This window comes from Caballeronia sp. LZ001 (assembly GCF_031450875.1).
Classification (GTDB): Bacteria; Pseudomonadota; Gammaproteobacteria; order Burkholderiales; family Burkholderiaceae; genus Caballeronia.
In genome coordinates, this window is record NZ_JARTVX010000004.1 from 4,680,865 (window position 1) to 4,705,515 (window position 24,651).

The 24,651-nt window shown below is 58.8% G+C and carries 19 protein-coding genes and 4 pseudogenes; 11 read left to right on the forward strand and 12 right to left on the reverse strand.

Going from position 1 to position 24,651, the window contains the following annotated elements; translation table 11 throughout:
• Positions 1–460: 460 nt before the first annotated feature.
• Both P9292_RS43315 and P9292_RS43320 read right to left on the reverse strand, forming a co-directional pair.
• Positions 461–727, reverse strand: coding sequence for a YrbL family protein (locus P9292_RS43315; protein WP_409015259.1), 267 nt, complete (start codon positions 725–727; stop codon positions 461–463).
• On the reverse strand, positions 679–1,209 hold the full coding sequence (locus tag P9292_RS43320; protein ID WP_409015261.1) for a YrbL family protein: 531 nt from the start codon (positions 1,207–1,209) through the stop codon (positions 679–681). The genes P9292_RS43315 and P9292_RS43320 overlap by 49 nt, the downstream gene beginning before the upstream one ends.
• A 477-nt stretch (positions 1,210–1,686) precedes the next feature.
• On the opposite strand from P9292_RS43320, the gene P9292_RS32930 reads away from it, so the two are divergent.
• The 6 genes and pseudogenes from P9292_RS32930 to treF all read left to right on the forward strand — a co-directional run bounded on the left by P9292_RS32930 (position 1,687) and on the right by treF (position 10,057).
• Positions 1,687–2,364 (forward strand): helix-turn-helix domain-containing protein, encoded by a 678-nt coding sequence (locus P9292_RS32930; RefSeq protein WP_309963200.1) that lies wholly within the window; start codon positions 1,687–1,689, stop codon positions 2,362–2,364.
• 312 nt (positions 2,365–2,676) lie between these two features.
• Positions 2,677–3,414 (forward strand): annotated as a pseudogene (locus P9292_RS32935) (acetoacetate decarboxylase).
• A gap of 34 nt (positions 3,415–3,448) precedes the next feature.
• Positions 3,449–4,237, forward strand: coding sequence for a 3-hydroxybutyrate dehydrogenase (locus P9292_RS32940; RefSeq protein ID WP_309963202.1), 789 nt, complete (start codon positions 3,449–3,451; stop codon positions 4,235–4,237).
• Between the two features lie 89 nt (positions 4,238–4,326).
• Positions 4,327–6,663, forward strand: a complete 2,337-nt coding sequence (locus P9292_RS32945; protein ID WP_309963204.1) for an FAD-dependent oxidoreductase — start codon at positions 4,327–4,329, stop codon at positions 6,661–6,663.
• A 164-nt stretch (positions 6,664–6,827) separates the two neighbouring features.
• The gene (locus P9292_RS32950) at positions 6,828–8,135 is read left to right on the forward strand and encodes an NAD(P)/FAD-dependent oxidoreductase (RefSeq protein ID WP_309963205.1); all 1,308 of its coding nucleotides are present in this window, start codon (positions 6,828–6,830) and stop codon (positions 8,133–8,135) included.
• A gap of 236 nt (positions 8,136–8,371) precedes the next feature.
• Positions 8,372–10,057 (forward strand): alpha,alpha-trehalase TreF, encoded by a 1,686-nt coding sequence (gene treF / locus P9292_RS32955; RefSeq protein WP_309964265.1) that lies wholly within the window; start codon positions 8,372–8,374, stop codon positions 10,055–10,057.
• Between the two features lie 424 nt (positions 10,058–10,481).
• On the opposite strand, the gene P9292_RS32960 is transcribed toward treF, so the two are convergent.
• From P9292_RS32960 to P9292_RS32980, 5 genes and pseudogenes are all read right to left on the reverse strand, one after another.
• Positions 10,482–12,059: a DHA2 family efflux MFS transporter permease subunit gene (locus P9292_RS32960; RefSeq protein ID WP_309963207.1), complete on the reverse strand. Its 1,578-nt coding sequence runs from the start codon at positions 12,057–12,059 to the stop codon at positions 10,482–10,484.
• 532 nt (positions 12,060–12,591) lie between these two features.
• Positions 12,592–13,563, reverse strand: a complete 972-nt coding sequence (locus tag P9292_RS32965) for a LysR family transcriptional regulator (RefSeq protein WP_309963210.1) — start codon at positions 13,561–13,563, stop codon at positions 12,592–12,594.
• 300 nt (positions 13,564–13,863) lie between these two features.
• Positions 13,864–13,995, reverse strand: coding sequence for a hypothetical protein (locus tag P9292_RS32970; RefSeq protein ID WP_309963213.1), 132 nt, complete (start codon positions 13,993–13,995; stop codon positions 13,864–13,866).
• A gap of 52 nt (positions 13,996–14,047) precedes the next feature.
• Positions 14,048–14,689: pseudogene (locus P9292_RS32975) on the reverse strand (IS21 family transposase); the annotation flags it as partial.
• 104 nt (positions 14,690–14,793) lie between these two features.
• Positions 14,794–15,045 (reverse strand): annotated as a pseudogene (locus P9292_RS32980) (transposase domain-containing protein); the annotation flags it as partial.
• A 235-nt stretch (positions 15,046–15,280) separates the two neighbouring features.
• On the opposite strand from P9292_RS32980, the pseudogene istA (P9292_RS32985) reads away from it, so the two are divergent.
• From istA (P9292_RS32985) to istB (P9292_RS33005), 5 genes and pseudogenes are all read left to right on the forward strand, one after another.
• A pseudogene (gene istA, locus P9292_RS32985) lies at positions 15,281–16,606 on the forward strand (IS21 family transposase); the annotation flags it as partial.
• 219 nt (positions 16,607–16,825) lie between these two features.
• A complete protein-coding gene (istA, locus tag P9292_RS32990) occupies positions 16,826–18,352 on the forward strand; it encodes an IS21 family transposase (protein WP_309957873.1) in 1,527 nt (508 codons plus the stop codon).
• A 2-nt stretch (positions 18,353–18,354) separates the two neighbouring features.
• Complete coding sequence (gene istB, locus P9292_RS32995; RefSeq protein WP_309963214.1) at positions 18,355–19,143, forward strand: IS21-like element helper ATPase IstB; 789 nt, start codon at positions 18,355–18,357, stop codon at positions 19,141–19,143.
• Between the two features lie 96 nt (positions 19,144–19,239).
• Positions 19,240–19,389 carry a hypothetical protein gene (locus P9292_RS33000; protein ID WP_309963216.1) on the forward strand — a complete coding sequence of 50 codons (150 nt, stop codon included), beginning with the start codon at positions 19,240–19,242 and terminating at the stop codon, positions 19,387–19,389.
• The gene (istB, locus tag P9292_RS33005; RefSeq protein WP_035509944.1) at positions 19,386–20,237 is read left to right on the forward strand and encodes an IS21-like element helper ATPase IstB; all 852 of its coding nucleotides are present in this window, start codon (positions 19,386–19,388) and stop codon (positions 20,235–20,237) included. Before P9292_RS33000 ends, istB (P9292_RS33005) begins: the two co-directional genes overlap by 4 nt.
• Positions 20,238–20,501: 264 nt before the next feature.
• Here istB (P9292_RS33005) and tnpC (P9292_RS33010) read toward each other — a convergent pair whose 3' ends face one another.
• The 5 genes from tnpC (P9292_RS33010) to tnpA all read right to left on the reverse strand — a co-directional run bounded on the left by tnpC (P9292_RS33010) (position 20,502) and on the right by tnpA (position 24,640).
• Entirely contained in the window at positions 20,502–21,722 is a 1,221-nt protein-coding gene (gene tnpC, locus P9292_RS33010) for an IS66 family transposase (RefSeq protein WP_309963218.1), read from the reverse strand.
• A 39-nt stretch (positions 21,723–21,761) separates the two neighbouring features.
• Positions 21,762–22,010, reverse strand: a complete 249-nt coding sequence (locus P9292_RS33015; protein WP_309963220.1) for a hypothetical protein — start codon at positions 22,008–22,010, stop codon at positions 21,762–21,764.
• A gap of 123 nt (positions 22,011–22,133) precedes the next feature.
• Complete coding sequence (gene tnpC, locus P9292_RS33020; protein WP_309963222.1) at positions 22,134–23,729, reverse strand: IS66 family transposase; 1,596 nt, start codon at positions 23,727–23,729, stop codon at positions 22,134–22,136.
• A gap of 87 nt (positions 23,730–23,816) precedes the next feature.
• Complete coding sequence (tnpB, locus tag P9292_RS33025) at positions 23,817–24,170, reverse strand: IS66 family insertion sequence element accessory protein TnpB (protein ID WP_309963224.1); 354 nt, start codon at positions 24,168–24,170, stop codon at positions 23,817–23,819.
• Positions 24,170–24,640 (reverse strand): IS66-like element accessory protein TnpA, encoded by a 471-nt coding sequence (gene tnpA, locus P9292_RS33030; RefSeq protein ID WP_309963226.1) that lies wholly within the window; start codon positions 24,638–24,640, stop codon positions 24,170–24,172. The genes tnpB and tnpA overlap by 1 nt, the downstream gene beginning before the upstream one ends.
• Between the last annotated feature and the right edge of the window lie 11 nt (positions 24,641–24,651).

The window sequence follows — 24,651 nt, forward strand, 5'->3', positions numbered from 1 at the left end:
TATCGGGCACCAGGACGGACCGTAAAGAGAACCAACGGTGTCGCGTGAGCCGCTATGGTGTGCCGCAGGACAACGTCACCGCGCGCGGCATGCTAGGCAGCTTCCACTGTTTCGGCCAGCGTGCCGTGCGCCTGTGTAACACTCTTCCGCCGAGTATTGACCCCGTCTGCGGGCATACCGTGCTCCGAATTCAACGATACTGCTCGCCGCTGCTGCGATTTGTGCTGCCGGAAGGGCGACCAGCTGTTGCTGTGCCTGAACCATCTCCCGATAGTTGCCATCAGTCGCGCATTGCAGTTGTGCATGGCATGTATTGCCCGCTTTCTGCTGTGTAGCGGCGCTGCCGCCGGCTTCGAACTCCACATAGTGTACGGGCCACGCGTCGAACGGCGGATCTGCAGGCGGGCGCGTACTGTTACGCGGTCGTCGGGGCCAGCGGTCCTGCGACGGACCGGCATACTTATTTAACGAGGCGGGGATCGAATACAGTTTGCCGTTTGTTAGCCGGAGGCGAATACGGAGACCTAGAGAAATCTGCGATGGACGCGCTAATAACTTCGATCTCTCTGAGAAATCGGTCGACATATTTGAGCTTGGAACGTCGATTGATCATACGGCTCCAGGAACGCAACGGCAAAAGCGTTTTATCCCCGATTCCGTCAATGAGGACGAACCGGTTCACGAGTTCATCGTAAACGACGTTCCGGGTATGAATGTCGACCAGCACGGCGGGACTGGAAGTAGTTGTCCTATAAAGGGTTCAAGAGCCAATCGCACCCGACCTCTGAAGCGGCCTGTAGTGATAAGCTCATGGAGCGTAGGAGCGAGTGATCCCGATGGTGTTCGAATAGCCTCGACAATGAGTGCTATGCCGATATCAGTTCGAAGAGTGCCATGGCAGATCTGAAGAAAACCTCCGTTGAGCTGGTCGACCCGTTGGTACTCGGTAACTTCACGCCTCAGCATGACCATTTGGTCATAGATCGCGAGGAGCCGACGTCCAGTTCCGGCCAGTCTACCCAGACCACCGTGTGCAGGCTTCATTCTGTGGGCAACCTTGAGAAGCAGACTCGGTTTCGCCGGATGGATATACACGAGCCGTCGACTTCCCCAAGCTACAGGCGCGTCTGTAACGAGAGTGATGGTGTCGTCGTCGTACATAGTCGTAATGAGAACACTGATAAAGCACTGCTCGCGATCGGGAATCATCTGTTTGACGGACAGTTGAATTTTCCCTTGGAGGCTCGGGCCTGTCCTGAATAGACCCGGCTGCTCGTGTCAGCAGAACATGGCCGGCAGCATTCGTCACGTCAACAGAAAGAAAGTCATACGAGGTCTCGGGAAAGATGGCGAATTTCGTCAGAGCGATCACGATACGTTCGCCCCCGAGACAAGTGGAGGGCTTCACCGGTAGCAGCCTGGGGACTCCTCTTGCACAACGCCGCGATGAAGTCCTTTTTCCGGGCGAACCAAATCTGTCGGACAGCAGACGCCGGAAACGACGCGCCGGCCTCGGTTCAGAACGTATGCGTGAATTCTCAGGTAATTTCTTCGTGTGATGAATTATGGGGTATGGTATGGGAAGGGACGTGTCAACGTCAACTGGCAAAAACGTTGGTCCGCGAAGATGGCCGGCGCGAGTGAGGTAAACTTGCCTCAATCACATTGACCTGAGCCAGAACAAAGATGAGCATTTCGCTGCGACAGTCTGTAACACCAGCAGTCAATGGGCGTCGTTCACGTGGCCGTCCAGCGCGGAGCGCGACCGTTGATGCCGCGGCTTTGCTCAAGCATGCACGGAAAGTTTTCGCAAGACGCGGATTTGAGGCGACGAGCGTACGAGAGATTGCGCGCGACGCGGGAGTCGATCCTGCACTGATGGCCCATTATTTTGGCTCGAAGGATGATTTGTGGGCGGCTGTGGTTGACCAGATCGCCACCGAAGCCGTGCCAATGATAGAGGCGATTGCCAATCTCCGAAAGACAGGGTTGTCACGTTGCGAAAGGGTCATGCATGCGCTGACGATACTTGTCGACCGCGTCTTCCTTGAGCCAGATATCGGACTGTTCTTCTCGACCGCCGCAACGGAGCAGGGCGAGCGGCTGACATTTCTTGTAGAGCGACTGGTGCGTCCCCACCACGATGCGATGATTCCGCTGCTTGACGATGCCATGAGATCTGGGGAATTACCGAAAAGCGATCCAGAAGTTGTGTACTGGATGATAGTCAACGCGATCAGCAAGACCGTTTCCTACAGCCACGTGCTCGAGTCATTCTCGTCGCTCCCTGCCCGGCCTCGGGCATTCAAGCGCGCGGTACTCGGGGTGGTGCTAAGCATGCTCGGTCTGAATTCGCAGTGGTGACCGACTGGTTCCTCCGGAAGGTCCAGCGTTCGAGGCGCGTCCGATGATCCGTAGTTTCACGCAAGCGGTGCTCGACGGCCGCTTTGCCTAGGCAGGACGTAGTCCCGGTCGCATCCTCTGGCACCGTGCCTGTTTGCCGTCGTCTCTATTAAATTCATTGACTGCTGAATTATTTGCAGGCAATCTCAACACTCGGACGAACCAGTCGCTGCTGTCCATACCCTGCCGAATTGCCGGCGGCCGCTGACAGAGGCTTGGTATAAGTCAGAATTCATCCGTTCAGTAGCCACACTGGCAGGGAAAGGGAAGCAGATGAAAATCGATGCCGTTGTATCAAACGCCTTTGCGATGCCACTCACGAGTCCCGCATTCCCCATGGGACCGTATCGTTTCGTCAATCGCGAGTTTTTCATCATTACCTATCGAACGGACCCTGACCGTTTGCGCGAAGTGGTGCCCGAACCACTCACGATTACCGAGCCACTCGTTCAGTACGAATTTATCCGAATGGCCGATTCGACGGGTTTCGGCGATTACACAGAGAGTGGTCAGGTGATTCCGGTGGAACACGACGGGGTTCCCGGGAGCTACACGCATGCCATGTACCTGAACGACCATCCGCCCATCGCCGGCGGTTGAGAGCTGTGGGGATTCCCAAAGAAGTTGGCGTCGCCGACGCTTGAAACACACATCGACACTCTCGTCGGTACACTGGATTATGGTCCCGTGAGGGTTGCGACCGGGACGATGGGCTACAAGCATCGGGAACTCGACGTTGTCGAGCAGGCGAAGCGCCTGGCCATGCCCAACTTTCTGTTGAAGATTGTTCCGCATGTCGATGGCTCACCGCGCATCTGTGAGCTTGTTCGTTACTACCTCGAAGACATCACGATGAAGGGCGCGTGGGGCGGCCCTGCCGCGTTGACACTGGCGTCCCACGCGCTGGCGCCAGTTGCGCATTTACCTGTTCTCGAAATCGTGGAGGCCCGGCATCTCATCGCCGATCTCACGCTCGGTCTTGGCGAAGTGGTTCACGACTACCTGACCTGAGTGGTATTTCCGGATGACGTTGTGGAGCGCAAATATGTTGAACGACTTGAGCGGTAAGGTTGCAGTTATCACAGGCGCGGCAAGTGGAATCGGCAAAGAGATTGCGCTGACGCTGTCACAGGCGGGCGCGGCGGTGGTCATTGCGGACCTGAACGAGCACGGTGCAAATATGGTGGCTGAAGAGATCATCGGGCGGGGGGGTAAGGCGATCGGGCTGGCGATGGACGTCACCAGCGAGGACGCGGTGAATCACGGAATTGACCGAGCGGTGTCTGAATTGGGATCGGTGGACATTCTGGTGTCTAACGCGGGCATCCAGATTGTGAACACGATCGAGAGCTATGCGTTTTCTGACTGGAAAAAGATGCAGGCAATTCACGTGGATGGAGCGTTCCTGACCACGAAAGCGGCGCTTAGGCATATGTATCGAGACGATCGCGGCGGGGTGGTGATATACATGGGCTCCGTACACTCACATGAGGCGTCGCCGCTGAAGTCGGCGTATGTAGCGGCCAAGCACGCGTTATTGGGACTGGCGCGAGTACTGGCGAAGGAAGGCGCGAAGCACAACGTTCGATCGCATGTGGTCTGTCCGGGATTCGTGCGCACACCCCTGGTGGACAAGCAAATACCTGAACAGGCCAAAGAGCTGGGAATCAGCGAAGCCGAAGTAGTCAGAAATGTGATGCTGGGTGGCACGGTGGACGGGGTATTCACGACAGTGGAGGACGTAGCGCAGACGGTGCTGTTTCTTTCGTCCTTTCCCACGGCGGCATTCACAGGACAGTCGTTTATTGTCAGCCACGGCTGGTTCATGCAATGACTGAGGGCGCGCGCGCCGCTGGCTTGTGCGCACGAAGTGGACTTGACGGCCCCGAAAGGCGGGCCGACTAACGGCAGGAGGCGCTATCAGTGGCGAATCAGCATGCTGATTTTCTTCTCATCGGAGGCGGGCTGGCAAATGCAATGGCGGCTGAGACGTTAAGGCGGGAGGGTGCGACGGGTTCCGTCCTGCTGGTTTCGGCCGAACAACGGTTGCCTTACCACCGACCCGCCCTGTCGAAACGTTACCTGCTAGGCGAGGCGGATGACGTGCAGATCTTTGTGCATTCCGAACAATTTTACCGGGAGCATGAAATCGGTCTTGCGCTGGACACTCGGGTGGTATCTGTCAATCCTGCTGAGCAACACATTGAGACAAGTGACGGCCAGGAAATCGGGTACGGGAAACTTCTAATAGCAACTGGTGTTCGGCCGAAGCGATTCGTTGGGCGGGGTGCCAGTCTCGGCAGGGTTTATACGCTCCGTTCGGTAGAGGATGGCTGGGCAATCAGGCAAGCAGCATCAGATGCCGAAAGCGTGGCTATTGTCGGCGGCAGTTTTCTGGGCATGGAGCTTGCCATGTCGCTACGTGAACTTGGCCTGAATGTAACGGTGATCGAGAGGGACGACCGCTTGCTCAGGCATCTCGAATCGGACAAGCTGGCGGAGTTTTTCAGGCGGCATGCGCAAGCATACGGAGTCTCGGTTCGCCTCGGCGACGGAATCGTGGCACTTTATGGTGACCGTGACGTGAAGGAAGTCGAAACCTTTTCCGGTGCACGTATAGCCTGTGACTTCGTGGTTGCCTGTGTCGGCGTCGAGCCTGCTACGGAATTCCTGGGCGGTAGTGGGATTGCTCTGGAGGCGCGACGGATCGTCGTCGATGAGCAATTGAGAACCAGTGTCGCTAACGTTTTTGCAGCTGGGGATGCAGTGAGTTTTTTTGATCCGGTATTTCAACGCCGTCGGCATATCGAGCACTGGGATAACGCTGTGAAGCAGGGACGCCTGGCCGCCATGAACATGCTTGACAAGCGCATGCGATACGACCAGGTGTCTTATTTTTTCTGCGAAGTCGGCGATATCAGCTTCGATGTACTTGGAGATCCCTTAGATACGGACGAGCGGATTGGCCGAGGAGCGTTAGACCAACGTTCCTTTGCACAATTTTATCTGAAAAACGACGTACCTCGTGCTGTTTTCTCGTTCGGCCGTCCGCCCAGCGAAACCCGCCTGGTCGAGGGGCTCATTCGCTACCGAACGAATGTGCATGATGAAAAGGAGAGGCTGCACGACCCCGATTTCGTGCTCGATCAGTTGGCCAGCCAGACGGTCCTGATTCTTCAGGGCGGTGGAGCACTTGGGGCGTTCGAGTGTGGCGTTGTTCGGGCGCTCGAGCAACACCAGATATACCCGCAAATAGTGGCGGGTATATCTATTGGTGCGCTTAATGGCGCAATCATTGCCAGCAATCCGCGCAATGCAACCGCCGCACTCGAATCGTTCTGGTCCGAACTTCAGGTCGCATCACCACAGATGCCTTCGGAAGAGCTAAGGCGTGCGACGACTGCCATGCAGATCCTGCAATTCGGTGTGCCCGAATTCTTCCGGCCGCGTTGGATGTTTTCGTTCGACAGGCCTTGGGTAGCGCCCTGGAACTGGACAAGTTTCTACGATACGACGCCGATGAAACGGCTGCTGACGAAATACGTGGATTTCCAGGCGCTCGGGACGAGCCCGGTACGGCTGCTGGTGGGCGCAGTCAATGTGCTGAACGCAGAGCTTGAGGTATTCGACAGTTACGTTGACGAACTGACACCAGACCATATCCTTGCCAGCGGAAGTTTGCCGCCAGGATTTTCCTGGACGTTCGTGAATGGCAAACCGTATTGGGACGGAGGCGTTGTCAGCAACTCCCCGCTTGATCTCGTGATCGATCGCTGCGGTCCGGATGGGAAACGCGTTTTCATCGTAGATCTGTTCGCTGGGGAAAAAGCGTTACCGAAGAACATGATGGAAGTGATGGCACGCCGCGACGAGATCGTCTATTCGGAGAGGGTGCGTAACGATCTGCGCACGCGCGAATTGACGGATGCTTATCGTGGCTTGATCCGGACCATTCTTGACCAGCTTGAGCCGGCTGTCAGGGAAAAAATTACGCAACGGCCCAGATACATTCAACTGATGGGCGATGGTGTACAGACGAGCGTCGTGCGATTTGTGCGTGAGGGACCACCAGGTGAGCCGTCTTCGCGGGATTATGACTTCTCTGATGTCGCGATTCAGCTTAACCAGGCGCGCGGATACGAACACGCGATGAACGTCCTTGCTCGCAAGGATCCGGGCGAATCGCTGAAACGATTGCAGGTTCAGGAGACCTCGACCGATTTCCATCTTATTAAAAAACCCGATGTCATCGTGCGTTAGCGGAAGGGGATGTTGCCACGCGGCCTGTGGTGAAGAGCGGAGCGCATCAGCGATTCAGGTGCCGGGTCTCGGGCCGAAAGAGAACGTTTGCAATACCGACAGTGATCGACTGTGGGCCGACACCGACTAACGGTATTGCTGATCTTCAGGTAGGGCTGAACATAATGAAGCGTGACCAGCTAGAAAAGCGAATTGTGATTGTAGGTGGTGGGGTTGCAGGTCTGGAGATTGCCACTGCGCTGGGAAGGAGCCGGGCTCACCGGCGCTGTGGACCGTCGGTAATGCTGATCGACCGTGATTCGGCCCACGTATGGAAACCAATGCTGCACACTATTGCGGCGGGAACCCGTGATATCTCGCAGCAGCAGACACCATATGCTGCACAGGCTCGCGACGCCGGATTTGAGTATCAGCCAGGGGAAATGTGTGGTCTGGATCGGTCCCGGCGCGAGATTTTAATCGCGGCGTTGCACGCGCCCTATGGCCGTTTGCTCGTCCCAGCGCGGCGGCTCGCCTATGACATATTAATCATGTCTGTGGGCAGCGAAGCCAATGATTTTGGTACACCAGGTGTACGCGACCACTGCTTCAAAATCGATTCCCGTTTGCAGGCGGATGCGTTCAATCATGAAGTTCGAATCCGCATGCTCCAGTGCCTTGCGCAGGACGAGGACTTGTCGATTGCGATCGTGGGCGGAGGGGCGACCGGTGTCGAACTCGCGGCCGAGCTGGTGCAACTCACTCAAATTGCGGCAGCATACGGGGCAAAGTCGTTGGCGTCGCGCATCGACATTTCCCTCATCGAAAGCGGGCCACGGCTACTCGCAGCATTCCCGACGGACATCTCAGCAGCGACGCAGCAGAAGCTCGCGGCTCTCGGGATCAGGATATTGACTTCGACAAAGGTCACTGCGGCTACGGAGGATGGTTTTACTCTGGGGGACGGCGGGCGACTGTCTGCATCGTTGAAGGTGTGGGCTGCGGGCGTAAAGGCGCCAGAGTTCCTCTCGAACATGGATGGCCTCGAAACGACGCGGGGCAATCAGCTTGCAGTGCTGCCGTCCCTTCAAACAACACGGGACGCGAATGTGTACGCAATTGGAGACTGTGCGAGCCTGACGTTGCCCGGCGCTCAGCGTCCATTGCCGCCGACTGCCCAGGTCGCTCATCAGCAGGCGCAACATCTGATTCAGTACTTACCTTCCGCCGGTCTGCGTGGATACCGAGTTCCAGATTTTTTATATCGGGATTTCGGCTCTCTTGTGTCGCTGGCTGACTACGATGCCTATGGCTCATTGGGTAAGTTCGGCCTGTTCAAGGGAGCGACAATTCATGGTCGCCTCGCACAGTTGAGTCACGCAATGCTGTATCGCCAGCACCAGGCTCGACTGTATGGATTTTGGCGAGGGGGCTTGGTCTGGTTCGTTGATCGATTGAATACCCGTCTGCGCGCTCCGATCCGGCTGGATTGATGTTGAACGTGCATGCGAAGAACGACCTTGCGTGACGGCACCGTCTCCCGTACGTGTTCAGGCGCGAGCTGAGCACCCTGATTATCTTTCAGGTTTAGTGAATCCCGGTCCGACCTGTGTCTTGTCACCACCCTATTACCGGCGCGACCTTTCATCAACCCCATTTCTGTCGAAGCAGGAGAAACTGAATGTCGCGAATGATGATGCCGAGGAAGATCATCGCCTTACTCTATGTCATGGCAAGCGCGATGACGACGTCACATGCCATTGCACAAATTGCACCACAGACGTCACCCTTGCCGCCTTCAGAGTTATATGGCGCGCTGTATCGCGAAGTCGAGCTCGCGCATCTCTATCCCGACAGCAAGACGTTCGCCGACATGGTGCCGAAGATGTCGCCGCAACAGGTGATGTCCGACTACGCAAAGCGTACGCAGTCATCCGATCTCGGGACGTTTATCGCATCGCACTTCACGCTGCCGTCGCGCGACGTGAAAGGCTATGCATCCGATCCCCGGCAAAGCGTGACCGGACATATCGACACCTTGTGGACGGTCCTGCGCCGCAACCCCGATGCACAGGCGAGTCCGTGGTCGTCATTGCTGCCGCTTCCGTATTCGTATGTCGTGCCGGGCGACCGTTTTGACGAGATCTACTACTGGGACTCGTACTTCATCATGCTGGGCCTGAAACAGAGCGGTCAGCGCGAACTGATGAGAAACGAACTGGACAACTTCGCGACGTTGATCGACCGATACGGTCACATTCCGAATGGCAATCGCAGTTATTACCTGAGCCGCTCGCAGCCGCCGTTTTTCGCGCAGATGGTCCAGCTCGCCGCCGACACGGAGGGCGCCGCAACGTTCGTCCGCTATCTTCCCGAACTGGAGAGGGAATATGCATACTGGATGGACGGTGCTGACAAGCTTGCGCCGGGCCAGTCGGTCCGACATGCCGTGCGTCTGGAAGACGGCGCGCTGCTGAACCGCTACTGGGACGACCGCGCCGCGCCGCGCGACGAGTCGTATCGTGAAGACATGGAGACGGCGCAACAGATGCCCGGCCGCAATGCGCAGGACCTGTGGCGCAATCTGCGCGCGGGCGGCGAAACAGGCTGGGACTTCAGCTCGCGCTGGTTCGCGGATGGCGAGTCGCTGTCGAGCATCGAAGTGACGTCCATCGTGCCGGTCGATCTCAACAGTCTCCTGTACGACCTGGAGCGCACGCTTGCGCACGGGTATCGCATCAAGGGCGATGCCACGAATGCGGAAGCGATGGAGCAGCACGCCCGCCAGCGCGCGGATGCCATTTGCGCGCATTTGTGGGACCCGCAACTGAACGCCTTCGGCGACTATCAGTTCGTCTCCCGTCTGTTGACGCATCGGTTGAGCGCGGCGACGGTCTATCCGCTGTACATGGGCATCGCGACGAAGGCGCAGGCGGTGGCCGTGGCGTCGACCGTTCGCAGCCGTTTGTTGCGCGCGGGCGGCCTCGCGACGACGACGGTCCGCTCCGGGCAGCAATGGGATGAGCCGAATGGCTGGGCACCGCTGCAGTTTCTCGCCGTGATGGGACTACGCCGCTACGGTCAGGACGCGCTGGCGAAGCAGATCGCGGAGCGCTGGATCCAGAACGATGTGGCCTACTATCGGCACACCGGCAAGCTCGTCGAAAAGTACGATGTCGATGCGAAAGCGGGTTCATCGTCGGCCGGCGGCGGCGAATATCCCCTCCAGGACGGCTTTGGCTGGACCAATGGCGTGTTGCGCACGCTGATGGTGATGTACCCGCATGCGGCAGGAACGACGACCCGGCCGATCGATATGCCATCTGGCGCAGTGGGAGTCGCGGACGCGGCAGCATCGGCGGCGCAAGCACCGAAGACAACGCATCGGCTGAGTCCCTCGATGGACGCCCGATAGGCGAACGGTCACATCGCAGCCGTGCGGCGTAATGCCGTATCATTGAGCGCGCTGTGCGAAGCCGCTGATCACGCAAACTCGAGCGTGCTTCCCGCCGCGCGACATCGTTTTGTACAGGGCGTGGGCTACGGCGGCGAGCAGACCGGCGAGCGTTTTTTCATCGGAGCTAAAGCGCGAAGCGCGCTATGCCGGTGCTGATCGTCGCCATGGTTTCCACACACCGCCGACCGATCGCGATAAGGCGGTAAGCAACCCTTCGGGTACACCGGTGTATGCGCCGCCAGCGGCGGAAAGCGCGGAACGACCAACGGCTTCGGCAAAATCTTTCACGCGGGCGCATGCTCCGCGCCGTCACGAGAAATGCAGAGGTAGTTCGGATGCGTGGGCTGACGAACCACAAATCGTGGGCAGCGCGCTGTATAGCTCAGTGGGCGGCTGCGGATGCATCGCCCGCCCCCCTGACCGGCCGTGTGATCCAGATCAGCGGAATGATCGCCACGAATATGAGTGAGGACAAGAAGAAAAAGTCGTCGAGTCCCATCACGGCCGCCTGGCTATTAACTCCGGCGTCGAACAACGCATGCGCGGCTTGAGGGTCGAGACCCAACAACGACTCGGTTGTTCCAGCCGATTGCATGAAGACGGGATTGTAGATGCTTGCCTGCTCAGTGAGGCGTACGTGATGAAGTGCAATCCGGTTATTCCAAACGGTACCGGCGATCGATGTGCCTGCTGCGCCACAGAAGATTCGCGCGAAGTTCGATAGTCCAGCCGCGGCAGCGATGCGTTCAGGCGGAAGTCCGGAAAGAATGATGGAGGCGAGTGGTACGAACCAGAGTACAGTTGGGATTCCCTGTAGCAATGTCGGTAGCGCCAGATGCAAGAAATCTACATTAGTTACATACTTAGAGCGCATGAAAAAGATCGCACTAAAGCCTGCGAATGCAAGTGTGCTCAATACGCGTGCATCGACGTGGCGCATCGCGCGGCCCATGAACGGTGACAGAATCACCGCAAAAATTCCGACGGGCGCCGTGGCGAGGCCAGCGTCGAAGGCTTTGTAACCAAGATACTCCTGCATCCACTGCGGCAGCAGCACGAGGTTCCCGAAATAGAGGGCGTATGACACTGAGATCGCTATAGTGCCGCCTGTGAAATTTCGTCGCGCAAACAGACGGAGGTCTACCACGGGGTGTTCCTCGGTCAGTTCCCAGATCATAAAGAACGCAAAGCTCACAAGGGCGACGACGCACAACGTGACTATCAGAGACGAGGAGAACCAGTCCAGATCGCGACCTTTGTCCAGCATGATCTGCAGCGCGCCGACCCAAATAATTAGCAGAAGCAGGCCGACGGTGTCGATTGGTAGCTTGCGCGTGGTGGTTTCGCGTTTTCGGTAGATCGACCAGATGACGAATGCTGCGAACATGCCAACGGGGATGTTCACGTAGAAGATCCATGACCAGCTATAGTTGTCGGTGATCCAGCCACCGAGAAGCGGCCCTGCGATCGGACCCACCGTAGCAGTCATGGCCCATAGCGCGAGCGCCATATTGGCTTTGTGCTTCGGATATGAGCCGAGCAAGATCGCTTGCGATAGTGGGATAAGCGGCCCCGCCACCACACCCTGCAGGATACGTGCGGCGAGCAGGAACGGCAAACTCGGGGCGATTCCGCAGAGCCAGGAGGCGAGTACGAACATCAGTATCGCGCCAACGAACAGACGGACCTGCCCGAAGCGTTCAGTGAACCAGCCTGTTAGCGGGATTGAGATTGCATTGGCTGCCGCGAAGATCGTGATAACCCAGGTCCCTTCATCTACAGAAACGCCGAGGTTTCCCGACAGATCCGGCACGGCCACGTTCGCAATTGACGTGTCCAGCACTGTCATAAACGTAGCGAGCGCGACCACGAAGGTCGCGATGACGAGCTGGGCGCCGGCTAGGGGCGGATAGGGAGGCGTGGGCTCGACGGGAACATTGTCCTCCGGTGTCGAGGTCATACAGCGTTCCTCGCTGGCGCAGCATATACATGGGTACCGAGCGTGCGGCGGCGGGGTATCTGGTACGAATACATAATATATTCAGCGAATGATGAATTGTTCATGCTATGTGACATGTCTCTGTGACGTCAAGCAATTCACCCAATCTCCGGCTGAGCGAGACTGCAGCAAGAACCACTTGCAGCATCGATCAGCTTGGCATGTCGGGAAGGCCGGCACAGGGCGGGCTGTTCGCTCAACGCGTCGAAACTCCCGTTGGAACGCTTTGTACGCGATCGCCGTTTGCTGCAGTGGATTGGCGAGGCCATTGAATCGCCACTGCTGTGAATCGCGTTGAACCCCGGCGCTCCGTGGCGAGGGAAGATGAGCCAGTCCACAGAGAGCATGCAACGACGGTTCGTGATGGTTCTCTGAACCACACGCCGGGAACGGTGAGTCAGTGTAGTCAAGCGACCGATTTTTGCGCACTTGGTATGGCACCTGCCGATGCTGGGCGAAAATCGTTTCCTTTTCTTTCTCGACCATCGGGTTCTCACGCCGTTCGGACTCCAGCGCAAGATTCGATCCGTCGATAGTCTGCTGATCTCAGTTCCTGTTCTTCTGCCAAAAGCTTTTTCGGTATGGTTTCCTGCAGGAGCCTGACGAAGCTCCTGATCTTTGCATCCAGATGTTCCCGCGATGCGTACAGTGCGTAGAGGTTTTGGGCTTGCAGTAACACGTCTGGCAGCAGCTGAATGAGCGACCCGTCACGAATACCCTGCAGTGCGGCGGAGGCTGACAGCACGCCGACGCCCGCTCCGGCTTTGACCGCTTCAGTGAGAGCTTCAGCAACGTTCACTTTGATTGGAGCAATACGATGTGGATGAAACACCAACGTCTCTAGCCCACCAAATATCCAGGGGATGCAAGAGCCATCTTGTGCAATGAGCTGCACGCAGGTATGGCATGCAAGATCCGAAAAGGATGTTGGCTTTCCGTGCTTGGACAGATATCGCGGCGCAGCGCAAATGATCCCCCGAATGATGCCGATGCGTTGCGAGACCAATGATGAATCTTTCAGGCCAGATGCGGCTACGATCGACACATCAAAATCTTCTTCGATGAGGTCGGGACTGCGTTGCGCGAGAACCATTTCTACTTCAACGTCGGGGTAGTTCTGCGTGTACTGCACAACGGCGGGCGTGAGATAGTGCTGACCGATACCGGTCGTAGCATGAACGCGCAGTTTCCCGGATGGCTGGACCCTGGCATTGGCCGCTTCCGCATCGGCGCGGTCGACTAGATTCAGGATCTGTTCACAGTGACGTAAATAGCGTCTTCCCGGCTCGGTGAGCGATATCTGCCGGGTTGTCCGGTTGACCAGGCGGGTTTGCAGACGCTTTTCCATCATCATGATGGCACGCGAGACTGCAGCAGTGCTCAAGTTGGCTCGTCGCGCGGCGTTAGCGAATCCACGAGCTTCCGCAACGAGGGCAAATATCCGCATGCTGTCGAGTTTATCCACGAGACCGATCCATGTGTCCGACAAAGGAGGCGCTGCTGACGCATCGTAGTTGTGAGAATTAATTCTCCGGATGATGAATTACATTTTAATTGACGTAGCGTATTCATGTCAATCGCACAAGTAATGCCTTGCGGAAGTCAAGCTGTGAGAGGTGGCCTCACTCGTTCGAACGGTCGTTTGAGATTTTTAAGTGGAACATATGCCTTATCCGGTGTGCGGTAACACCGGGCTCGAATAAGGCTGTTTCCGGTTGTACAGACGATGTAGTCGTCGATGGAGTGCCGGGCATGGCGGGCCGATTCATAAGCCCTCAAATAAACCTAATTGTACTTGATGCTTCGCCACCCCTTTCGACAAAGACGTTGTCGCGCCCGGCTTCTTGGCGTCCATCGACAGGCGGATGTTGCGGCCGAGCACCGCCTCGGTGGACACGCCCGCCGTGACTGGCTGCTATCGGTGTTCACGATGTCCGGCAGCCGGTAGCGGGCACCAGCAGTTCGGGGACGCCGCCGATGAACGCCAGCGCGTCGCACAGATCGCCGATCCAGTCGGCCATCGCCTCAGATTGCGTCGCGCACGCGAACGTGTTGTTCGAGCACCGAGCACGGCGACGAACACGTGGGTCTGGAATGCGACGCCGTTGCGCGCGAGGATCGGCGCGCTGGGCCCGGCGAAGTCGGCGAACAGATTCTCGCCGGCGCAATGCTTCTGTCGCATCGAGCGCGTGAGCGAGGCCGACCAGTCCTTGTACTTCTGGGAGAACTGCGTGCAGCGATAGGTCCGCAGGCCGGGATTGCCTTGGACGTATTCCTCCCAGAGCAGTTGCAGCGTGACGCAGTTGCGGCGCAGATCTCGGTGCAGTGCGGGGTAATCGGGCTCGATGCGCCGGGATGCTGCTACCTAGGGAGTGGTCGCCGCAGGCTGAGGCGCGCGTCCAGCTCGTCGTCTGACAGCGCTTCGGTCGCTGCTCAATCAAGTCCTGCCTGCGTCGCCTGAGAAGCAATCTTCGACACCGCGCCGACGCTGATGCCGATGGCCCTGCTGATCTGCCGGTGGTCAGGCCACGCGCCCGCTTCAGCCGCAGGACTGCCTTCAATTTGCGCATGCTCATCCGAGGTGTCGGCATCGGCCTGCCGTACGTGAAATCGAGGTACGATTATTCGTAAGCGGTCCACGAGCGACGCCCGTCAGAGTAAGGCGATTGATCGGCTCGGCAGGAGTTGATATGGATCAGCGGAGATCGACAGGCATGCGCCAAGGCAGCAACGCGTCGTAGTCGTCAGCGGTCTTCGCTAGAGGCAGACGCTGGAACAGCCACGTGAGGTAGCGGTAGGGATCGATGCCGTTGGCCTTTGCCGTTTCGACCAAGGTATAAAGATTGGCACTTGCGTTCGCGCCGTCGACTGTGTCGCTGAACAGCCACGAGCGGCGTCCCAGACAGAATGGACGAATCGCATTTTCACAAGCATTGTTGCTGACGGGCCAATCTGCCGCGCGTCAAACAAGATGAGAGCCGTGCGTCAATCAGGATGAGAGTAATGGCGTTGCGGCAGCGGTGAAGGGCATAGCCCGGAACCGCTGTCGCGACGCCGCGCCAAAGGAGTCTGCCCCGCTGCTGGGGTGCCTTATTGGTGGTCGCGGTAAATCGGGTATGAACAGCTCTTTCGTGTAGCGAACGGAGGCTGCGTTGCCCGGCCGACACATCAACGACCATCAGATGAGGCTCTACATGAAGTACAGACTCAAGGAAGGACCGGCTCAAGCGGCTGCGCGCGCCGGGTTCAGCGCCGCCACGGGGTATCGCATCGATCAGGACCGGCGACTGCCATCACAGAAGAAGGCGCCACGTGCGCGTCGTCGTCCCGATCCCTTGGCGGCAATCTTCGACACCGAGATCGTGCCGCTGCTCCAGTCCGCTCCCGGCATTCGACCGATAGCCGTGCTGGACGAGATGCTTCGGCGCCATCCCGACCTCCCGGGCAACGTGCGCCGCACTCTGGAGCGCCGTATTCGCGACTGGCGTGCACTCCATGGCGAGGAGCATGACGTTATGTTCCGTCAAGTACACGAACCCGGTCATCTCGGATTGTCCGACTTCACCGAAATGGACAGCCTAAGCATTACCGTGGCGGGTCTCGCGCTTGACCACCGCCTCTATCACTTCCGGCTGGCGTGCTCGGGCTTCGAGCACGCTCACGTCATTCTCGGCGGCGAGAGCTATGTCGCGCTGGCTGAAGGGCTGCAGAACGCCATTTGGGCACTTGGGGGCGCGCCGCGCGAACACCGCAGCGACAGCCTGTCGGCGGCGTTCCGCAATCTCGATGCCGACGCGCGCAAGGATCTGACCACGCGTTACGATGCGCTGTGCGCCCACTACGGCATGCAGCCCACACGCAACAACCGTGGCGTTGCCCACGAGAACGGCTCTATCGAGAGCCCTCATGGCCACCTCAAGAGCGCGGTGCGTGATGCGTTGCTTCTGCGCGGCAGTCACGACTTCGAGAATCTCGGTTCTTATCGCCGCTTCATCGACGAGATTGTCGGTCGAATCAACGCGCGCAACGGCAAACGCATCGAACTCGAGCGGGCACTTCTTCAGCCGCTTCCGGTCCAGCGTACGTCTGATTACGAGGAAACGCGCGTGTACGTCACGGCCACCTGCGGCTTCGTCCTGCGCAAGGTGTTTTACACCGTCCCGTCACGGTTGATCGGCCATCACCTGCGCGTACGGCTGTACGACGACCGGCTGGAACTGTTTCTGGGCGGCACAGCCCTCATGACACTGCAGCGCGGCCGCGCGGGTCCCAATGGCAAGCACGGCCACGTCATCAACTACCGGCACGTCATCCACGCGCTGCGCCGCAAGCCCATGGCGCTGCTCAACCTGGTCTACCGCGATCAGATCTTTCCGCGCGAGGCATATCGACTGACCTTCGATCGCCTGCTTGAGCAGCTTTCGCAGCGCCAAGCATGTAGGACCATGGTTGAACTGCTCGGCCTGGCCCACGAGCACAACTGCGAAGCGCAACTGGCCCAGGCGCTGCATGTGAACTTTCGCCGTTAAGGAGCCAAACCGTTTTCGGCATAAAGGCGCCAGGGAGTTTTCGGCGTTTAGGCGCCGCAAGTTTTTCGGCATATAGGCGCCAGTAGATTTTCGCCGTAAAGGCGCCACTGGCGTCTGAGTCGGGCGCTCGAACTTCACCAACCGCTACTCTGCCGGCACGCATTTGCTCCGGAGGGTGGCTTGAAGAGGAAGTTCGAGATGTACCAATATCGACAGGTTCTGGTGCGAATGCGCCAGGGTGACTCCGACCGGGATATCGACCGGTCGAAGATCATGGGCCGTAAGAAGCTGGCAGCCGTGCGGGAGATCGCAACCGAGCGCGGGTGGCTTTCTCCGGACAACGCTCTGCCGGATGACGCGCAGCTTGCTACAGCGTTCAGCCACAAGGAGTTCCTGCCCGCGAGCTGTATCTCGTCGGCCGAACCGTGGCGCGAACAGATTGCCCAGTGGCACGACGCGGGCGTCCCCGGCACGACGATTCACAGCGCGCTGGTGCGCAACCACGGCTACACGGGAAGCTACTCATCCGTCTACAGGCTACTTCAGCAATTGAAGGCGGAGCTCACGCCGGATGTTCCGATGCGGCTTGAGTTCAAACCCGCAGAAGCCGCGCAAGTTGATTTCGGCGCAGGTCCGACCATCACCGATGCACACACCGGCGAGGTCCACAAGACGTGGTTCTTCGTGATGACGTTGTGCTGGTCGCGGCATCAATACGTTGAGTTTGTCCGCGATCAGAGCGTCGACACATGGTTGCTATGTCACCGTCACGCCTTCGAGTGGTTCAATGGCGTAGTGGGCCGCGTCATCATCGATAACCCCAAGTGTGCCATCGTCAAGGCCTGCATCTACGAACCCGAAGTCCAGCGCGCTTACGCGCAATGCGCCGAAGGGTATTCGTTCAAGGTCGATCCGTGTCCGCCGAGGGACCCGGCTAAAAAAGGAATTGTCGAGTCGGGCGTCAAATACGTGAAGTCGAGTTTCCTTCCTCTTCGCGAATTCCGTGACCTTGACGACGCCAACCGGCAAGCGCGAGCCTGGGTGATGCACGAGGCCAGCACCCGGACGCATGGCACGACGCGCGAAGTGCCGCTCAAGCGTTTCGAGGATGTCGAACAGGCGCTGTTGCAGCCGCTTCCCGATGTGCCGCCCGAGCTGGCAACCTGGGCGCGCGTGAAGGTTCATCGCGACGCCCATGTGCAATTCGAGCGCGCCTACTATTCTGTGCCGTTCCGGCTTGCCGGTAAAGATCTGTGGCTCAAGGCGACCGCCACCATGGTGCAGCTCTACTACGAGCACGAACTGTCGGCATCGCATGTCCGCCAGACTACGCCAGGAACGCGTATCACTGTGGCCGATCACATGCCGCCAGCAGCACAGGCCTGGCAAATGCACGACACCCAATGGTGTCTGAGAGAAGCACAACGTATCGGGCCGTCATGCTACGCGCTTGTTCACACGCTCTTCGGCGATCAGGTTCTCATCAAGCTGCGCGCCGTCCAGGGCGTGCTGCGCTTCGCTCAGCAGTTCGGCGCATCGCGCCTGGAGGCGGCCTGCCGTCGCGCGAATCACTTCGGCACGCCGAGCTACAAAGCCGTCAAGCTGATCTTGCAGAAAGGCCTCGATCAGACCTGGCTGTCGATTGAACCTGTTGAGTCAGGCTCGACCACCTACACCCACGGCGGCCGCTTCTGCCGCGATACCCAGACTCTCCTGATCCATTGAACATGAATCCAATTCCCGAACTCACGTCTTCTCTTAAGCAATTGCGACTGTCCGGCATCCTCGACACGCTCGAAGCACGCAACCGTGAAGCCATCGACCGTAAGCTCGCCTATACCGATTTCCTGACGTTGCTTATCCAGGACGAGATCGCACGGCGCGATCATCGAAAGCTCGACGCCCGCATGCGCCGCGCGAACTTCCGTGGACAGAAGACAATGGAAGGTTTCGACTTCGACCGGCTACCCAATCTTAATCGCGCCGTCGTCCATGATCTCGCGACCTGTCGCTTCATCGATGAGAAGGTCAGCGTGCTGATCGCCGGTCCTTGCGGAACAGGCAAAAGCCATCTGGCGCAGGCACTGGGCCACTCCGCCGCCCGGCAAGGTCACGATGTCCTGTTCATGACTCAGACTCGGCTTCTCAGCACGCTACGCAACGCGCAAGCCGTGGGCTCCTACGAACGGCGATTCCAGGCGCTTGCCAAGGTGCCGTTGCTCATCATTGACGACTTTGGACTGAAACCCATGCGCACGCCCGAAGACGAAGACTTCCACGATCTGATTGCCGAGAGGTACGAGCGTACATCGACTGTCTTAACAAGTAATTTGGATTTTACGGAATGGGGCGACGCGTTCGCGACCAACAAAATGCTCGGCGCTGCAACGCTTGATCGCTTGCGACACGCGGCATACCGCGTCGTGCTCGACGGCGAGAGCTACCGTGTTCCACGCCCGATGCCCGAGAGCAACAAATCAGCACTTGCGAAAGGAGGTAAAAACAAGGATTCTTGATCCCCGTTCGAGCCCCGAATCAGGCGCCTTTCGCTGGCGCCATTGCGCCGAAAACACCCGGCCCCTTTACGGCGAAAAGCAACACTGCAGCAGTGCTTGGACGATGGACAGTTTCCCGAGCTGGACGCACTGTGTTCGCGTTTCGAAGCGAAGCGTACGAACAGCATGCCGGAGGTGAACGTCCAACTGGCACCGCTGAGCGACTACGAAGCCCTGCTTGATATGGAAACGGGGGTGACGCAATGAGCTTCGACATTGACGCCCCCCGCCTGTCGCTGCTGCTCAACGATTTGCGGCTGCCCGCCATCAAGCAGATCTGGTCCAGCTTTGCCGAGCGTTCCGACACGGAAGGATGGCCGGCAGCGCGCCTGCTGATGGCCCTAGCCGAACACGAGATCGCCGAGCGCGATCGACGCCGAGTCGAACGTCACCTCAGGGACGCGAAGCTGTTACCAGGCAAGACACTGGAGAACTTCGATTTCGACGCGGTGCCGATGGTGTCGCGCGCGCACGTCTCGGCGCTTTGCGCGGGCGACGGCTGGTTGCGTAACGGCACCAACCTGATTCTTCTAGGGCCGAGCGGAGGCGGCAAATCGCACTTGTCGTCGGCGATCGGACTAAGCCTGCTGGAGAAGGGCTGGAAGGTCTTCTTCGCTCGCACTACCGACCTCGTGCAACGGTTGCAGGTTGCGCGCCGCGAGCTCGCGCTTGAGTCAGCCATCAACCGGCTGGATCGCTTCGACCTGGTCATCCTGGACGATTTCGCCTATGTCAGCAAAGATCAGGCGGAGACGTCGGTGCTGTTCGAACTCATCAGCGCCAGGTATGAGCGCCGTTCCCTTTGCATAACGGCCAACCAACCGTTTGGCGAATGGGACAAGGTCTTCCCCGACCGGGCCATGACGGTGGCCGCTGTCGACCGGTTGGTCCACCACTCGACCATCTTTGAGTTGAACGTCGAAAGCTACCGTCGCCGTACGGCCCTGCAGCGCAAGCAGCACGGACCAGGACGCCCGGCCAGTCGAGCAACACCAAAGAACGTCGGCGTGCCAGCTACCCAAGAGCATCAGCACGGCATCGACCTCACCGAATAACCCGCTGCTCTCATCCTGATTGACGCGCGGCTCGCAGGCAAAGCTAGCCCGCGTCAATCAACCCCGTCATCACCCTCCACGCCACCACATTCTCATCCTGATTGTCGCGCAGCCAGAATAGCCGCGGCGTCCCCATCACACAGCAATCCTCATTGACTGGTCGCTTCAACTTGATTGTCGCGCGACACCCAAACGCCCGCGTCAATCAACAAACGCTTGCCAGCGTCAATCAACATCGGCATCATCATTTCTGCCGCGACATTCTCAACTTGATCGTCGCGCGTCTCTCATCCGGATTGTCGCGCCACACCAATCGCCGTTCTCGATGTAACGGATTAACTTTGGCCATTGCGCACGTAGATAGGTTAGCCCTTTGCCGAGGAGGCTTTTGGGTACGACGGCGTGCGACTGCTCGAGCATCAGCGCGTGTATCGCTTCGAATACGCGCGCGCTGTACCGTCGTCGCAGCCGCTGCCGTCGCTGCGCAGACCACGTTTCGCTCCGCGCTTCGGCGACGAACAGTTGGCCGATCAATTTGATGAAGCGTGTGGCAAGCAGGTTGGGAGTTCGTGCCGCCTTGGGCACACTGTCCTCTGCTTTGACGAAGTACCGCCTTACATGAACCCAGCATCCAAGGTGCACGAGCCCATAGCGCTTGGCGATATCGTTGTACGGTTCGTATCCATCCGTCATCATGACCGCGCCCGGTCGGATGCCGGTGAACAGCTTCTCGCCCAATTTCGTGCCACGTCCCGGCGTATAGGTGAAGCAGCGAACGGGCACACCCGACCCGCTCATCTGCGCCCACAGATAGCTCGTCGTTTGTGCTCGGCGACCTTCCTCTTTGAGCACTTGGAGCGTCGTCTCGTCGCAATAGATCATTCCGGCGTCAAGCAGCGCGTCGCGCAGCAGGTTGATCACGGGCTGCGCCGCAAGACCTACGCGGACCATGCTCGCCGCAATCGTGTTCGACGAGATATCGCCGCCAAAGCGACGTAGCAGGCCAGCTTGGCGATACAGAGGCATGCCGAACTGGTACTTGCCCGTAGCGATCCACGCCAGCGCCGACTCAGTCAACAGTCCACGCGGGATGATTCGCGCAGGTGCTGGCGTGACCCTAATACCGAGGTCACAGCACGGGCAGGCATACTTAACGCGCTGGTGTTGGATCACGCGAAGCTGCTCCGGAATCACGTCGAGCTGCTCGCTGATTTCCACCCCGAACTCGACGAGCGCATGTCCGTCGTTCATGCAGAAGCGCTCGGCTTCGGGCAATTCGTGCCGCACAACTTCGCGCGGCAGGTTAGGATCGAGCGGCTTGCGATGACCGCGTCTCTTGCGCGTGTGTGCCGAAACCATCGACTCAGGCGAGTCTTCCTGTGCCGGGGTTGCGTTTGCGCTGAGCGCCTCGGCTTCGTTGAACAGGCCGGGTTGATCTGAATCTTGCGCTTCACTCTTTGCGCGTAAGCGCTCGTTTGAGCACACCGGATGCGGATGTCTATCAACGCGTCGTCGAGATGTTGCTCAGGGGTCGAGGGTTTTTAGATAGCGCCGCTCTCTTTCAAGCTCTTCCTCAAGTTGGCGCCGATGCTCCGTAAAGGAGCAGAGGATGTCCCGCATGATGCACAGGAGCTGTTCTGATTGCGACGAATCTCTTCCGCATTCCTTCTGGTCGGTAACGCGCTTTTCTTGCAGCGCGATTCGCTGCAGCGCTTCCGTGATATGACGATCCGCAAGCACTAGCGCGGATTCTTCGTTCGTCAGGAGAGGCATGGTGACCGCCGGTCTCGAGTCGCAGCAGGGGCATCGCTGTGGTTGCCTTCCGAGGATACACCCAGAAGTCCAGAGGTAGCGGCCGGTGTTCCGCATCGTTTCAGCAAGCCGTACCGCGCTTGATCAGACTGACTTAACGTCAACAGCGGATCGTTTCGCGAAGTTGAATGGCAGGAGGTCAGTGACATCGTCCTGCGGCGCGCGCTGCGGCAATTCGGTGAGCACATGCAGGAGATATGCATAGGGCTCAACATCGCAAGCCCGACACGTCAGCATGAGGCTATAAACCATTGCACTCGCCTTCGCGCCGGCAGCAGTGTCGCTAAATAGCCATGAAGACCTTCCCGTACAGAATGGCCGAATGTCCCGTTCGATCACGTTATTGTCAACTGGAGCGCGTCCGTCGCTCACATAGCGGCTGAGATACGTCCACTGGTTGCGCGTATAGGAGATCGCTTTGCCCAGCAGGCTTTCGGGGAGAGTCTGCGGCGCCTGTTCATCGAGCCATTTCCGCAACGACTCGAGCAGCGGCACGCTGTGCTGCTGACGCAACCGGAAGGTGTAGTCGACCCGGGTCTCGCCTGCAGGCAGATCGCCCTTCGCGAGCGTTTCGACCTGGTAGAGCGCCTTGAAGTATTCCAACGCTTGTGCAGCACGACCACCGGGTTTCTTCATGCCCTTGAGGGCCTCCACGAAGGCGCGCCGTGCGTGCGCCATGCAACCAAAGTGCGTCGGACCTTCGAGCGTACGCCAGGCGGAATATCCGTCGGTCATAAGCAGGCCCTTGTAGCCGGCAAGGAAGGCCTGAGGATATTGCTGGGCGCGCCCTGGCTGATAGTCGAACAGCACGACGGGCTCAGGGCAGCCTTCGGCGCTGCGGTAGACCCACATGTACGAGGTGCTCTGGGCGGCTTTGCCCGGCTCTTTGAGCACCTGTACCGTTGTTTCGTCGCCGTGAACCAGCTGTTGCGACAGGAGTGTCTTGCGCAGCGCCTCGTACAGCCGACTGTAGTGCAACTCGGCGGGCCGAATGATCCAGTTCGCCAGCGTGCCACGCCCGACCTCGATGTCCGCGCGTGCCAGCGCATGGGCCATCCGGTATAGAGGCGTACCGTCGACATATTTGCCCGCAGTGACGGTGGCGATCATCGCCGCACTGGCATTGCTGCCCGGCAACGGCTGCGCCGGCATCGGCGCTGTGATCACCGGCGTACGCTCCGCGTGACGCTCGCAGTGGCGACATGCGTATTTAAAGCGAACGTGCTGAAGCACCGAGGCCTTTACTTCAATATGCAATTGTTCGCTGGTCTCTTCGCCCAAACGATGCAGAGCGTGCGCGCAGCACGGACATATCTTCTCGCTTTCGGGTAGATCGTATTCAATGCGCTGGCGCGGCAGGTGCGCCGGTAATGGCTTACGTCCCGGTTTGCTTCTCGCGGGTTTCGTCGCATCCGGCAGACCCGTGTCGGGGAGCACAAACGCGTCGTCAATGCCGTCGTTGTCGATCTCGTCTGCCTCGGCGCTGGCGAACTGTTCGGCTTCGTCGAAGACGCGATCCTTTATCTTCTCGCTACTCGGGGCGAAGCGTCTGCTCTGCGCGAGGCGAAACTGCTCCTCGAGCTGAGTGACCCGTTCGCCCAATTGCCGGTTTCGTGTTTCGAGTTCACGAATATAGGCTTGAGCAGCTGGCGGCAATCGAGAGAAGTCGTCCTCGTCCATAGCCCCACGATAGCGAAGTGTTGCGCGCGGTGGGTTTACGGAAATGTGTAACAAGTCGACTAGTACTTTCAAAGTGACGCGCGATCCTCAACTGGCGTGATGGTACGTTCGCGCCGGGTGACGCCGCACAGCATCAATGTCGATGCCCTCCAGGAGCCAGTGCAACTGCTCGCTCGTCAGCTTGATAACGGTCTGCTGTCGGCGTGGCCATACAAAGTGGTCTTCCTCGAGGCGCCGCAACATCATCCAGAAGCCGTTGCGATCGTAGAACAACAGCTTGACCCGGTTGCGTTTGCGGTTGTGGAAGGCAAAGACGGCGCGAGCAAACGGATCGAGTTCCATGGACTGCTCGACGAGCGCCACTAGGCTATTGATGCCGGCCCGAAAGTCGATCGGTTCGCGATGCAGGAAGACCGCCAGGTCCGCCTCGAAGCGGAACATCAGCGTGTTCCCAATGCAACGACCACCGCATTGATTACTGCAACGTCGCCTGCCGAACATTCGAGTTCAATGTTCACTCCGTTGGGCAGGTGAGCCGTCAGGCGTGCAGGTCGCGTTCGCGTTGACGATGGTGGGGCACAGGAAGATTCGGGACCGGTGATCCGGCGGGGCGTGGGCGCACAGGCCATTACCGGCGCTTGCTCCTCGATTGTGACCACCGGTACAAACGCCGACAGCGCGGCCGGCGCGTCATGCATGATCGGGGCGAGGCCTTGTTGACGCGCGCGAACCCACTTATGCAACTGGTTGGCATTTACACCTGCCTTGAGAGCGAGGCCAGATAGCGAGGCCCCAGGGCGCAAACAGGCTTCAACCAGCCGTCGCTTGTCCACCGGGTCAAAGCTTCGTTTGCCTCCGACGCCAACGCGCGTCACACGTAACGGCAAAAAGCCCAAGTCATCTTCTGTCATGGATTGCGTCC